The following is a 13,168-nucleotide window of genomic DNA, read 5'->3' as shown; positions in this document are numbered from 1 at the left end:
AGTTCTCTTTTGAGTTGTCTATGGTCCCTCTTCAACTAAATCTATCTGTTTTTATAGTCAAGCTTTTTTCTATACAATAGTCGTAAAACTTTTGTACGGCAGGTGTTTTCTTTTTGCTCTTTTTAGTAGCGAGGTAGATATAGCGGGAAGGAATTTTATCAGAAATCATCAATCGTTTTACCGGATAAGCAGAGATCGAGGGGATATCCGGCATGATTGCAACGCCGTAATTACAGCCGACAAAGCCTAGCATACTGTGATCTTCCTCGACTTCACAGGTAACGACTGGTTGAATATTTTGCTTATGAAGAATCTCATCTATGTATGGTCGGAGCCCGCTTTGCTTGTTGTAGTAGACAAAGGCATACTCAGCAAGAGCTTTCAGTGTAACCTTATTTTGTTTGCTTAACACGTGATCATTTGGGACGACGACAACGATTTCTTGCTCTGCTAAAATGTCGAAGTGAATCTCAGGGTCCTCATCAATTTTAGAGCAAATGGCGATGTCGATTGCATCAGATTTTAGTTGTTGAAGGATATCACTGGAATTCCCTTGAGAAAAGCGAAACTGGATATGTTCATTCTCTTTTACTGATAAAAATTGCTTTGCTAATATCGGTGTTAGGGATGAGCCCATGGTATAAATGAACCCCAATTGAATCTGCCCGATTTCCGGACTGGCAATTTCCTGCAGCATTTGTTTACCGGAATAAAGTTGGTGAAGGCCGGATGATACATAATCATAGAATATTTTACCGTATCTTGTTAAATAAATGTTTCGTCCTTTTTTTTCAAATAGTGCCACCCCTAGCTCTTTTTCTAAAACAGAAATGGCATGACTCAAATTAGGCTGCGAGGTGTTCAATTGCTCAGCAGTGAGTCTCATATGCTCGTTTTCAGCTAATTTAACAAAATATTCAAGGTGTCGAAAATTCATCGTTATCTTCTCCTTTGAAATGATAAATGAATTTTATCATATAGAGATAAAAAAAGCATTGGTATTTCTGAATCGAATCAGGTATCCTAGTGTAAAAGCTACAGCATCTGAAAGTAGGTAATAAAGTGAAAAACATCACAATGTCAAAGGGAGCAGGCAAAAAGAATCGTTATTTCCCATTGATTTGCAGTCTTTATTTTAATTATATTTTTCAAGGAATGGCAGCAATTATTCTATCTCAAAACATGGACGCCTTGAAAATGCAATGGCAGGCGTCAACAACACAAGTGACATTGGTCATGAGTGCCATTGGATTTGGGCGGATCGTCAGCCTTTATTTTTCCGGCTATTTTTCCGATAAATACGGAAGAAAGAAAACGGTGCTGATTGCGATTGTTTCTTATTTTGTATTTTTTTCAGGCATTCTTTTGAGCCCCAATTACAAAATGGCAGCAGTGGTAGCAATGTTTGGCGGTTTCAGCAATGCCTTTTTAGATACGAGTACATATCCGACATTGGTCGAAGCTTATCCAAGCGAGAAAGACAATAGCTCACTTAGCGTACTGAATAAAGCCTTTATTTCATTAGGGCAGTTCATTCTACCTTTTCTGACGAGGATTATTATTACGGAGAATCTGTACTTTGGCTGGCCATTTATTCTATGTATAGTTTGCTTATTTGGCAGCTTATTATTCTTACGAAAGCAGCCGTTTCCACCATTGACCACAGTCAAGGACGAGGATGTAGAAACAGAGATCAAAGGACCGGAAGGCGTAAAATTCAAGATTGATGGGATTGCGCTGCTTGTCTTTTCGTTTGTCTCTGTATCGATGTTCAATATCTTCATTTTATGGATTCCTACATTTGGTGAACAGATGAATATTGTCAGCCAGCAGGATAGTCTGATTTTTGTGAGTGTTTTCAGTGTAGGGTCATTTATCTCTGTATTTTTAACGTCAATGATCGTCAAGAAGGGCGCCAGTGTTACTAGTTTGATGGTTGTTTGTACAGGCGTTACCGCCATCTCGTTGATCTACATGATTTTGCAACCATCATTCATTGGATTGGTTATTGCTTCGCTTTGTGTGGGAATCTTTGCAGCGGGAGGTATCTGGCAGTTGGGTTTGGCACTGATTTTAGAATTTTTCCCTCAAAGAAAAGGGCGTATCACTAGTTTGTATTCGTTAGCGACATCTATTTCAGTGATGATTACTCCTTATATAACTGGGATCATGGCTGAGTCTGATATTCGAACTGTCTTCTTATATAATGCGGTTTTGACATTTATTGGCTTTGGCGCAGCAATCATTATAGCGGTTCGGTATAAAACGATGATAAAGGGACCTCATGTATTACAGTTGGATGAGTAAATAAAAAGTATTCTGGTAGCTATCTGCTTCTGGAATGCTTTTTTTGAATGTTGGTTTTGTTATCTCTCTCTTATTGATAAACCATATTTATCGAATATCCTTAAATAAAGTATTAGTTTTTATTGAACGAATGATTTAAACTATACATGACTAGATTGTGAAATTATTAATTTGAGGAAAGAAGGATAATCATGAATAACTATCAAGCGATTTTTGAACCATTGACCATCAGACGTATGACGCTGAAAAATAGAGTGATTATGCCACCAATGGGAACAAATTTTGCCAATATGGACGGAACCTTCAATAAAGAACATCTATCCTATTATGAACAAAGAGCGAAAGGCGGAACGGGGTTGATTACTCTGGAGAACGTCTGCTTTGATTATCCAATGGGTACTAATGGAACATCTCAGCTTAGGATCGATAATGACCAATATATTCCGGGACTGTGGAAATTTAACGAAACAATGCATGCCTATGGAGCAGCAACATCTGTTCAAATTAACCATGCAGGAGCTTCAGCATATGGGTTGCGCTTGAATGGTCAGCAAGCAGTTTCTGCATCTGATATACCCAGTAAAACCGGTAATCCATCACCAAGGCCCTTAACAGAAGATGAAATATACAGCATCGTAGCTCGTTATGGCGAAGCGGCGGCTCGAGCACAGCGAGCTGGCTTTGACTGTGTGGAAATCCATGCAGGTCATTCCTATCTATTGAGTCAGTTTTTATCGCCTTTATACAATAAAAGAACCGATCAGTTTGGTGGTTCAGCAGAGAATCGAGCACGTTTCACTACGCTTGTTATAGAAGCTGTTCGTCAAGCAGTAGGACCTTTTTTCCCAATTTCATTGAGGTTTAGCGCGGATGAATTATTGGCTGGTGGAAATACATTAGATGATTCGATCGACATTTTGAAATATTTTGCTGAAGAAGTCGATATTTTGAATGTATCTGCTGCATTAAATGATAATTTACAGTATCAAATCGATAAAATGAATTTAGAAGACGGTTGGCGTTCTTATATGGCTAAGGCTGTGAAGGAACGATATCCGGAAAAGGTAATTGTAACCTCTGGAAATATCCGTAGCCCTAGAAAGGCTGCTGAGATTTTAGAAAGTGGAGCTGCCGATTTACTTGCGATGGGAAGAGGGCTGATTGCAGAACCAAACTGGATCAACAAAGTGGAAAACAATCAGGAGCATTTACTAAGAAAATGTATCTCTTGTAATATTGGCTGTGCGGATCATCGAATCAATAAATCACGTCCCATTCGCTGTACAGTGAATCCAGACCTTTACTATGAGGATGAGTACAAGCAACATCAAGTGAAGCAGCCACTGAAAATGGTTGTTATCGGTGGAGGGACAGCTGGTCTTGAAGCGGCGGCAACAGCCGCAGAGGTTGGCGTAACTGTTGATTTGTATGAGCAAAAAGATTATTTAGGCGGCTTAGGGCAAGAAATTTCTCGGTTGCCTGATAAAAATAGAATCAATGATTTTATTACTTATCTAAAGAATCGCTGTGATGAGTTGGAGAATTTGACCATTCATCTGAATCATTCGTTTACGATGGCTGATTTAGCTGGCAAAGATGTGGATATTATCGTTAACGCTAGTGGAGCGAAGCCATTACTTCCACCGATTGACGGACTTCATGCTGTACTAGCTGAGGAAAATAGAAAGGTCTTCTCTATTTTTGATGTACTGGGAGATATGGCGAAATTCAATGAGTTTGAAGGAAAAGAAGTGGTGGTCATCGGCGGTGGTGCAGTCGGTCTCGATATGGTCGAGTATTATGCTGAGCGAGGAGCAAAATCCGTTAGTATCGTTGAAATGCAGCCAGAGCTGGCGAAAGATCTGGATTTGATTACGAAATTAAGCATGATGGAGATTGTTCGAGATTATGAAGTGAATGTTTATACTTCTACTAAGCTGATGCAGGTGAATGCAGATCATTTCAAAGTAGAACTGCCAAGTGGTGAAACAAAAGACCTCTTCTTTGATTTAGGATTTATTTGTCTAGGTATGAAAGCCGAAGCGCCATTGATGGATGAATTAAGACAATATGCTCGCTTGAATGATGCAGCATTAGTTAACATCGGTGATAGTAAAGTTGCCCGTAGAATCATTGAAGGAACGAAAGAGGCAAGAGACATACTGAAAACGATTGAGAAAGTCGAGTATGATCTCACACAGAGAGCAGTCTTTTCAACAGTGAAAGAAGCTTGATTTAGGAAATAGGGACTGAGAAAATACAGAGTCCATTGGCTTTATAAGCCAGCTCTGAGTAGGATGAGAAGAATCGTTTTAAGAAATATAGCGTGAAGTTTTATGAAACACCTTAATTTTTTAGCGGCATCTTACCCGATTTTCCCAGTCCCATCAAAATAAACATAAAAGTGAGGAACTGAGCATGACAGAAAGATTAAGCGGACACACATTATTGATTGGGTTGATTGCGACACCGATCAGACATAGTTTGTCACCAACGATGCACAATGAGGCTTTTGCCAAATTGGGGATGGATTATGCTTATCTGGCTTTTGAAGTCGGAAATGAAGAGCTGGAGGATGCAGTGAAAGGCATTCGGGCATTAGGTATTCGCGGTTCCAATGTATCTATGCCGAATAAACAGGCGATTATTCCTTATTTAGATGAACTGTCACCGGCGGCCGAGCTGGCAGGTGCAGTGAATACAGTTGTTAATAAAGATGGAAAAGGGCATTTAGTTGGTCATATTACTGACGGAACTGGTGCAATGCGCTCTTTGCGTGAAGAAGGTGTGGAGGTCAAAGGGGAAATCGTGACGATGACTGGTGCTGGAGGAGCAGGGACAGCAATTGCCATCCAAGCGGCATTAGATGGCGTGAAAGAGTTGCGGATTTTTAATATCGAAGATGCAGCATTTGAAACAGCCAAAGAAACGATGAAAAAAATCAATGAAAAAACGGACTGTAAAGCGACTGTTACTTCATTAAATGATCAAGAAGCCTTCAAACAATCCATTGCCGAAAGCAGTATTTATATCGATGCGACCGGTGTGGGTATGAAGCCTTTAGAAAATGAAAGCTTGATCAATGATCCTGAGATGATTCATGAAGAATTAGTGGTCTTCGATGTGGTCTATATGCCAAAAGAAACAAAGCTGTTGAAATTTGCTCAGGAGAATGGCGCAAAGAAAACAATCAATGGCCTTGGCATGATGCTGTATCAGGGAGCAGAAGCCTTCAATCTCTTCACGGGTGAAGAGATGCCGGTAGAATACATCAAAGAATTACTATTTAAGGATTAAGGGGAATGAAAATGAAAAACAAATATATGCCGACAGCGATTGGGTTGTATATCAATTATATTGTTCATGGGATGGGTGTTATTATTATCTCTCAGAATCAAAATGCGCTGATGACACAGTGGGATACCGACCTAATGGGAATTGCCAAAGTAATCTCCATGCTGGGGATCGGTCGTTTGATTGCCATAATGATTTCGGGGCGTTTATCTGATAAGTTTGGGAGAAAACCGTTTGTCTATTTGGGAATGCTGACTTATATTGCTTATTTCTTTGGAATATTATTTAGCCCAAGTGTCGAGCTAGCGATGTTCTTCGCCGTGATTGCCGGGATATCCAATTCATTCTTGGATTCTGGGACGTATCCTGCGCTGATGGAGTCGTTTCCTAAAACAGCAGGAACAGCCAATGTTTTGATTAAGGCATTCGTTCAAATCGGGCAGTTTGCTTTACCGTTGATCATCAAATTCTTGATGTCTTCCGGCTTATGGTTTGGCTGGTCGTTTATTATTGCTTCTGCTATGCTAGTATTAAACAGCCTTTATTTATGGAAACGTTCATTTCCGGATCAAGATGAAAAAGAAGCAACAAACAGCGGCGCGGAGCAGGCGCCAACCACTAAGTTCAAATCGAAACCCAAGATGGGGGTAGAAGGCGTTGCTTTTGTCATTTATGGCTTTATTTCACAGGCAACCTTTTATTTAATCAGTCAATTTATCGGTACGTATGGAGAAAAAGCGGCAGGAATGGCTGCGGCTGATGCAGGTGTCCTGGTTTCTTACTATTCAATGGGCTCGTTATTGTGTGTGGCATTCACGGCAATCGTAGCAGCAAAAATTCGTCCGGTGTATTTGGTATTGTTATACACATTAGTTTCCTTTGCGACGATTCTGGTAATGTGGATGTTCCCTACGCCATTGGTTTGTACTGTGGGTGCCGCTTTGGTTGGTTTCTTTGCAGCTGGTGGTGTGATGCAGCTTGGTTTGACAGTTATGGGAGAGATGTTCCCAGCAGGAAAAGGGACGATCACGGGCATCTTTTATACCTTTGGTAGTATTGCTTCCTTTGTTATTCCAGTGGCAGCTGCTCAAATCGCGAAAAGCAGTGTTCGTAACATCATGTTATTTGATACAATCATTGCAGGGATCGGCTTTGTATTGGCTGTAGTGATTTTTATCCGCTATCGTCAAACTGTAGATACCAGTGAAACAAATTAAGAAACTCAATCGTCAAGCAGTGTAAGAGGCCTGACTTATTGGATAATCAATTGAAATGTACAGGTCTGGATTAATAAACTAATAAACAAGACCTGTCGCTATATGAGATTTAATGAAAGAGGGAGCGAAACTGGATGAAGACTGTGAAAGTTGCTGATGTGGTCATTGGTGAGGGAGTACCCAAAATCATTGTTCCTTTAGTAGAAAGAAAAGAAGCAGCGATTTTAGAAGAAGCAAAGAAATTGGCTCAACTGGATTGTGACATAATTGAATGGCGCATTGATTTTTTTGAAGAGGTAACAAACGAGAAAAAAGTGGCAGAGCTTTCTAAGCAGCTTCGAGAATGTTTAAATAAACCATTGTTGGTTACTTTCCGTACAAAAAAAGAAGGCGGAGAATTAGAGCTGTCGGATGCACAATACTTCTCGATTTATGAAGAAGTGATTGCCTCAGGTAGTGCCGATTTGATCGATGTAGAACTGTTTATGCCATCTGAAGCGTCCGCAAAATTGATTGCCAAAGCTCAAGCGCAAGGCGTGAAAATCGTTATGTGTAATCATGATTTTCATGCAACGCCTGAACAGACTGAAATCGTCAATCGCTTAAAAATGATGCAGGAAAAAGGTGCGGATATCTGTAAAATTGCCGTGATGCCTCAAAGTCCAGCAGATGTTTTGACACTTCTTGCCGCAACGGAAGAAATGAAGCGTAAGTATGCAGATCGTCCCTTGATCACAATGTCTATGGGTGCTTTGGGAATGGTCAGCCGTGTGTCAGGACAGACCTTTGGTTCAGATGCGACATTTGGTGCCGCTGCACAAGCCTCTGCGCCTGGACAGGTTCCGGTTGGAGAATTACGGACGATTTTAAATACATTGAAGCATTGATTCTTTTTAAAACGCTGTTCATTTTGTTGATATTTCCAAGAGAAAATCGTCAAAACGATTGAATTATCGTAAGAAATTTGATAGTATGAATCTCATATATGAATACAACGATGATGAGGAGTAGTAGAAAGAACTCTGTTTTAGAGAGCGTATGGCTGGTGAAAATGCGCACAGAAGCTTTTGAACTCGCCTTGAAGTTGCTCTTTGCTGAAATGAAGTAGGTGAGGACGGCGGCGGCTGTTAAAACGCTCGAGATTCGTCTGCTTAAAAGACGAATGAACTTAGGTGGTACCACGTTGATCACAACGTCCTATGGGATTATTTCCCATAGGACTTTTTTATTTGAGGTCACGTGATCATCAGCAAGCTGGCGTTAAACCAAGGTCAAATCGTCAGGTGTATCTAGGCGGGAAACAAGTCTCATTTTTATGGCAGCAGATAAATGATAACAGGAGGAAGAACATGAACTACGATCACAAGAAAATCGAAAAAAAATGGCAGAAATATTGGGCGAAGAATAATCTGTTCAATACTCATGATGAGCCTGGAAAGAAAAAATTCTATGCATTAGATATGTTTCCCTACCCTTCAGGTCAAGGTCTTCACGTAGGACATCCGGAAGGCTACACGGCGACAGATATTCTATCACGTATGAAACGAAGCCAAGGCTATAATGTGCTTCATCCAATGGGGTGGGATGCATTCGGGTTGCCTGCTGAGCAGTATGCATTGGATACAGGAAATGATCCGGCTGATTTTACAAAGAAAAATATCGAAACATTTAAACGTCAGATTAATTCATTGGGCTTCAGTTATGACTGGAACCGTGAAATCAATACAACCGACCCGGAATACTATAAATGGACACAATGGATTTTTACAAAGCTGTATGAAAAGGGCTTGGCTTATGAAGCAGAGGTTGCTGTAAACTGGGTACCTGAATTGGGTACTGTTATTTCAAATGAAGAAGTGATCGATGGTAAGAGTGAACGTGGTGGCTATGACGTAGTCCGTAAACCAATGCGTCAATGGATGTTGAAGATCACAGCATATGCAGATCGTTTGTTAGATGATTTGGAGCTAGTAGATTGGCCAGACAATATCAAAGAAATGCAGAAAAACTGGATCGGTCGTTCTGAAGGTGCGAACGTAACGTTTAAAATTGAAGGAACAGATAAGGAGTTCACTGTCTTCACTACTCGTCCTGATACCCTATTTGGTGCTACTTACGCGGTAATGGCTCCAGAATTAGCACTTGTCCAAGAAATCATGACGGAGGAACAGCGTGAACAGGTAGCAGCATATATTGACGAAGCCTCTAAAAAATCAGAGCTGAACCGTACAGATCTTGCGAAAGAAAAAACAGGTGTTTTCACAGGTGCCTATGCGATAAATCCAGTCAATGGTGCTCGTATTCCAATTTGGATCGCCGATTATGTGCTGGCTTCTTATGGAACTGGCGCAATCATGGCTGTTCCGGCGCATGATGAGCGGGATTATGAATTTGCGAAAACATTTGGCTTGGAAATCATTCCTGTGGTAGCTGGTGGAAACGTAGAGGAAGCTGTTTATACAGGTGATGGCGCCCACATCAATTCTGAGTTCTTGGATGGATTGAACAAGGAAGAAGCAATCAAGAAAATGAATGAATGGTTGGAAGAACAAGGTGTTGGGAAAAAAGAAACTAGCTACCGTCTTCGCGACTGGCTATTTTCACGTCAGCGCTATTGGGGTGAACCGATTCCTGTGATTCATTGGGAAGATGGAACAACTACCACCGTTCCAGAGGCTGAACTACCATTAGTACTACCGAAAACAGACGATATCAAACCAAGCGGGACTGGCGAATCACCATTGGCCAACATTGAAGACTGGATCAATGTCGTTGATCCGGAGACTGGTAAGAAAGGACGCCGTGAGACGAATACAATGCCGCAATGGGCAGGAAGTTCATGGTATCACCTGCGTTATATCGATCCACATAACAAAAAGGCGATTGCTGATCCTGAAAAACTAAAAAGTTGGCTTCCAGTAGATATTTATATTGGTGGGGCAGAGCATGCAGTCTTGCATTTACTTTATGCACGTTTCTGGCATAAATTCTTGTATGATATCGGTGTGGTCCCAACAAAAGAACCTTATCAAAAATTATTTAACCAAGGAATGATTCTGGGACAAAGCTTCCGTGATAGCCGCGGTGCACTGGTTCCAACAAATATGGTTGAAAAACGAGAAGGCAACTGGGTAAATATCGAGACAGGTGAACAACTGGAAGAAGCGCCAGCAAAAATGAGTAAATCGTTGAAAAATGTTGTCAATCCTGATGATGTCATTGAGAAATATGGTGCAGATACACTGCGTATGTATGAAATGTTTATGGGACCTTTGGAGGCAGCCATTGCTTGGAGTGAAAATGGACTGGAAGGCAGTCGTAAATTCCTTGACCGTGTTTGGCGTTTAATTGTAGATGGCGATGGAAAAATGCGTGACCGTATCACAACAATGAATGATGACAAGCTGACAAAAGTGTATCATCAAACTGTGAAAAAAGTGACAGAGGATTATGAGCAGCTGCATTTCAATACAGCAATCTCTCAACTGATGGTGTTTGTCAATGAAGCGAATAAGGCAGAGGTTCTTCCTTATGAGTATATTGAAGGCTTTGTTCAATTGCTTGCACCACTTGCACCACATATCAGTGAAGAGCTATGGGCAATTCTTGGAAACGAAGAGAGCCTGACTTATGTAGCTTGGCCGGTTTATGATGAAAGTAAATTGGTTGAAGACGAAATCGAAGTGGTTTTCCAAGTCAATGGGAAAGTCAGAGATAAAGCCACTGTGGCACGTGGTTTGAGCAAAGAAGAGCTTGAAGAAACAGCAAAGGCGTCAGAACACATGAAGCCGTTCCTTGAAGGAAAGACGATCCGTAAAGTGATTGTTATTCCGGATAAGCTAGTAAACATCGTTGCGAATTAATGAAGTATAGTAGGAAGCAGTGTGTGGAATTCCCCACCTGCTTCTTTTTGGAACAGTTGACCAAGTAGAGGAGGAGAGGCGTTTGCAAGGATTAAGCCACATGACATTTATAGTTCATGATTTAAAGAAAGCAACCCTTTTTTTTCAAACGATTTTTGATGCCAAAGAGGTTTATTCAAGTGGAACAGATACTTTTTCAATAGCTAAGGAAAAGTTTTTTCTGATCGGAGAACTATGGATCGCTATAATGGAGGGGGAGAGCCTGCCATCTAAAACCTATAATCATATTGCGTTCAAAATAGAGACATCAGAAGTGCCTATCTATCTTGAAAAAATTCGAACACTTAGTTTGACGATCAAAGATGAGCGGCGCCGTGTTTCGGGTGAAGGACAGTCGATCTATTTTTATGATTATGACAACCATTTGTTTGAGCTTCACACAGGTACTTTAGAGGAGCGCCTGAGACGATACAACAAATAAGCAGATTGCAGTTAGACTTGCTTCATGATACAATAACAAAAAAAGAACAGGGTGGTGAATAAGCGTGATGGTCGTTATGTCAAAAATAACATATAGAGTTTTCGATTTTCTTGGCTTCATTTATTTTTGCTATAACATTATTTCCGATTTTTTCGTTCAAGGCATTAGTGTGTCTAAAAATGAAGAAAAAATCAAATAAAGAGACCATTCAGACTTATTCATGTGAATTCCATAAATGAATTAAATAACAAGATAAGTCATAGGTATATTTCCTGTGGCTTTTTTTGATCAAAAATTCAACGAGTGTTGAGATTCCTGTAGAACGATACTGAATGGCAGGAAGAGGAATAAAATGTTGATTCAATTACAAGGAATAGAAAAAAACTATAGTACGTACCCATTGTTTGAAAACTTAAGCTTAAAAGTAGAAGAAGGAGAGCGTATTGGTCTTGTAGGAACGAATGGCTCCGGTAAATCGACTGTTTTAAAAATGATCATGGGCTTGGAGGTAGCGGACAAAGGGACGATCAGTATCAGGAAAAATGCTGCTGTAGGTTATTTGGCACAAGTGCCAGAAGCAGAGCAGACAATCGTCAGGGATTATCTGTTGGCTTCGTTTGAACAGGTGAATCATTTGCAAAAGCAGTTAAAGGTGTTGGAGCAGCAGATGTGTGACCCGGAAGAGGATATAGAGAAGACGCTAGCTCGCTATGGTAAGGTGCAAGAAGCATTTGAAGCAGCTGGCGGCTACGAAGTTGAGAGTCGATTGGAAATGATCACGAATGGGTTAGCTGTGGCGCATCTTTTAAGTCAAACCTTTAGTGCATTGAGTGGAGGAGAACAGACGATTATTAATCTGGCTCGCATCCTTTTGCAGCAAAAGGATATTCTTCTATTAGATGAGCCAACAAACCATTTGGATGTTCAACGGATTCAATGGCTGGAAGGATATCTGGTCCATGAAAAGACGGCCTGTATCATTGTTTCTCATGACCGGCAGTTTCTTAACAATGTTGTAGAAAAAATTGTTGAAATAGAGGATGGCCAGGGTTGGACTTATCCTGGCAATTATACAGCTTATAAGGCATTGAAGGAAGCACGGTTAGAGAAGCTGCGAAAAGATTTTGCGGAACAGCAGAAGGAAATCCAGAAAATGAAGCTGGCGATACGAAGGTTCCGTCAATGGGGGCACGAGGGAGACAACGAAAAGTTCTTTAAAAAAGCGAAGCAATTAGAACATCGGCTTGAAAAAATCCAGAAAATAGCTAAACCGAAAGAAGAAACCAATAACCTTGGAAACAAGAATTTTCAGAAGGCTGATCGTTCAGGTAAGGAAGTACTAGTAGGAAAACATATACAAAAAAGCTATGCCTCGCGTACCTTGTTCACCGAAAGTGATTTTTCACTTTACTGGAAGGAACGACTGGCGATCATCGGCGAAAATGGTGCTGGGAAAACAACCTTGATGCGCTTGATCATGGGTGAAGAAATGCTAGACGACGGAGAGCTAAAGCTTGGTAGTAATGTAGTGATTGGCTATCTGCCTCAAATGATCGATTTTGAGCAGCCGCAACGAACGATTTTGCAGGAGTTCATGTATGAATGCTCGTTGGGGGAACAGGAAAGTCGACGGATATTGGCTGGCTATTCTTTTTATAAGGATGACGTCATGACGCAGCTGCGTTTTTTAAGTGGCGGTGAAAAGGTGCGATTAGAGTTGGCAAAATTGATGCAAAAGCAAGTCAATTTTTTACTACTGGATGAGCCGACAAATCATTTGGACATTGAGACCAGAGAGGAAATTGAAGAGATTCTCGAAACGTTCGAAGGAACGCTGCTGACAGTTTCTCATGATCGATATTTTCTGGAAAAGATGTTCCAGCACTTTCTGTTGATCAATCAACAGAAGGTCACGAAGATCACTGGCTGTTATTCGGATGTACTGATGCTAAAAGATGGGAAATAAATAAAAGCTCCGCCATGGATCAGCTCGCTAAGAGTAGCTC

Annotated in this window: 9 protein-coding genes and 1 other annotated feature; of the genes, 8 read left to right on the top strand and 1 reads right to left on the bottom strand. The window is 40.8% G+C overall.

Going from position 1 to position 13,168, the window contains the following annotated elements; all coding sequences use genetic code 11:
- Positions 1-31: 31 nt before the first annotated feature.
- Complete coding sequence (locus A5888_RS09395) at positions 32-937, bottom strand: LysR family transcriptional regulator (RefSeq protein WP_086349956.1); 906 nt, start codon at positions 935-937, stop codon at positions 32-34.
- 140 nt (positions 938-1,077) lie between these two features.
- On the opposite strand from A5888_RS09395, the gene A5888_RS09390 reads away from it, so the two are divergent.
- The 8 genes from A5888_RS09390 to abc-f all read left to right on the top strand — a co-directional run bounded on the left by A5888_RS09390 (position 1,078) and on the right by abc-f (position 13,128).
- Positions 1,078-2,307: an MFS transporter gene (locus A5888_RS09390; protein ID WP_086350210.1), complete on the top strand. Its 1,230-nt coding sequence runs from the start codon at positions 1,078-1,080 to the stop codon at positions 2,305-2,307.
- A gap of 191 nt (positions 2,308-2,498) precedes the next feature.
- Complete coding sequence (locus A5888_RS09385) at positions 2,499-4,541, top strand: NADH:flavin oxidoreductase (protein WP_086349957.1); 2,043 nt, start codon at positions 2,499-2,501, stop codon at positions 4,539-4,541.
- Between the two features lie 184 nt (positions 4,542-4,725).
- Positions 4,726-5,604 (top strand): shikimate dehydrogenase, encoded by an 879-nt coding sequence (locus A5888_RS09380; protein WP_086349958.1) that lies wholly within the window; start codon positions 4,726-4,728, stop codon positions 5,602-5,604.
- Positions 5,605-5,615: 11 nt separating this feature from the next.
- On the top strand, positions 5,616-6,818 hold the full coding sequence (locus A5888_RS09375) for an MFS transporter (RefSeq protein ID WP_086349959.1): 1,203 nt from the start codon (positions 5,616-5,618) through the stop codon (positions 6,816-6,818).
- A 134-nt stretch (positions 6,819-6,952) separates the two neighbouring features.
- Positions 6,953-7,705 carry a type I 3-dehydroquinate dehydratase gene (gene aroD, locus A5888_RS09370; RefSeq protein ID WP_086349960.1) on the top strand — a complete coding sequence of 251 codons (753 nt, stop codon included), beginning with the start codon at positions 6,953-6,955 and terminating at the stop codon, positions 7,703-7,705.
- 101 nt (positions 7,706-7,806) lie between these two features.
- Positions 7,807-8,021: a binding site (T-box leader), on the top strand.
- A gap of 146 nt (positions 8,022-8,167) precedes the next feature.
- A complete protein-coding gene (leuS, locus tag A5888_RS09365; protein WP_086349961.1) occupies positions 8,168-10,681 on the top strand; it encodes a leucine--tRNA ligase in 2,514 nt (837 codons plus the stop codon).
- A gap of 100 nt (positions 10,682-10,781) precedes the next feature.
- Positions 10,782-11,162: a FosX/FosE/FosI family fosfomycin resistance hydrolase gene (fosX, locus tag A5888_RS09360; RefSeq protein ID WP_086349962.1), complete on the top strand. Its 381-nt coding sequence runs from the start codon at positions 10,782-10,784 to the stop codon at positions 11,160-11,162.
- 352 nt (positions 11,163-11,514) lie between these two features.
- Positions 11,515-13,128 carry a ribosomal protection-like ABC-F family protein gene (gene abc-f, locus A5888_RS09355; protein WP_086349963.1) on the top strand — a complete coding sequence of 538 codons (1,614 nt, stop codon included), beginning with the start codon at positions 11,515-11,517 and terminating at the stop codon, positions 13,126-13,128.
- The last annotated feature ends 40 nt before the right edge of the window (positions 13,129-13,168 follow it).

Source organism: Enterococcus sp. 9E7_DIV0242, assembly GCF_002140975.2.
Lineage (GTDB): Bacteria > Bacillota > Bacilli > Lactobacillales > Enterococcaceae > Enterococcus_L > Enterococcus_L clewellii.
This window is presented reverse-complemented; position numbering and strand designations above follow the sequence as displayed.

What these genes read in the sequence shown, in the direction of transcription:
- A5888_RS09395 (WP_086349956.1), bottom strand. Translation starts at nt 937, where the DNA reads ATGAATTTTCGACACCTTGAATATTTTGTTAAATTAGCTGAAAACGAG.
- abc-f (WP_086349963.1), top strand. Translation starts at nt 11,515, where the DNA reads ATGTTGATTCAATTACAAGGAATAGAAAAAAACTATAGTACGTACCCA.
- A5888_RS09375 (WP_086349959.1), top strand. Translation starts at nt 5,616, where the DNA reads ATGAAAAACAAATATATGCCGACAGCGATTGGGTTGTATATCAATTAT.
- A5888_RS09385 (WP_086349957.1), top strand. Translation starts at nt 2,499, where the DNA reads ATGAATAACTATCAAGCGATTTTTGAACCATTGACCATCAGACGTATG.
- fosX (WP_086349962.1), top strand. Translation starts at nt 10,782, where the DNA reads ATGACATTTATAGTTCATGATTTAAAGAAAGCAACCCTTTTTTTTCAA.
- A5888_RS09380 (WP_086349958.1), top strand. Translation starts at nt 4,726, where the DNA reads ATGACAGAAAGATTAAGCGGACACACATTATTGATTGGGTTGATTGCG.
- A5888_RS09390 (WP_086350210.1), top strand. Translation starts at nt 1,078, where the DNA reads ATGTCAAAGGGAGCAGGCAAAAAGAATCGTTATTTCCCATTGATTTGC.
- leuS (WP_086349961.1), top strand. Translation starts at nt 8,168, where the DNA reads ATGAACTACGATCACAAGAAAATCGAAAAAAAATGGCAGAAATATTGG.
- aroD (WP_086349960.1), top strand. Translation starts at nt 6,953, where the DNA reads ATGAAGACTGTGAAAGTTGCTGATGTGGTCATTGGTGAGGGAGTACCC.